At 61.8% G+C, this 479-nt stretch carries 1 protein-coding gene; it reads right to left on the bottom strand.

What is annotated here, in order from left to right; translation table 11 throughout:
• On the bottom strand, window positions 1–479 hold a 479-nt coding region (locus tag EE949_RS08310), incomplete at both ends, for an ABC transporter substrate-binding protein (protein ID WP_241152845.1).

Raw genomic sequence — 479 nt, forward strand, 5'->3', positions numbered from 1 at the left:
GTTCAGAAGGCCGTCGACCACCGGATTGGCGACACCCGCGTAGTTCTTGCTGCCGTGGATGGACGCCTGGCTCGAATGAAAGTACTGCCACTGCTCAAGGCCTGGGCTGAGCGTCTGCTGCAGAGTCATGAGGATCATGTCGAAGTCGAAACGATCCAGGCGCTGCTTGTACTGTGCGCGGTCCACGGTGCGCAGGCCCGCATTGATCCCCAGGCGGCGCAGGTCTTCGATGTAGGGCAGCAGAATGCGTTCCAGGCTGGGGTTGACCAGCAGGATTTCGAAACGCAGCGGCTGGTTGTCGGCGTTGAGCAGGCCCCTGTCGGTAAGCTTCCAGCCTGCGCTGCCCAGCAGACCCAATGCCTTGCGAAGGGTTTCACGCGGGATTCCGCCGCCATCGATTTTCGAGGGCATGAACGGTTGAGTAAAGAGGCTGGGCGGCAGTTGCTCCCGATAGGGCGCCAGCGCAAGCCACTCACCAC

This window comes from Pseudomonas viridiflava (genome assembly GCF_900602065.1).
GTDB lineage: Bacteria > Pseudomonadota > Gammaproteobacteria > Pseudomonadales > Pseudomonadaceae > Aquipseudomonas.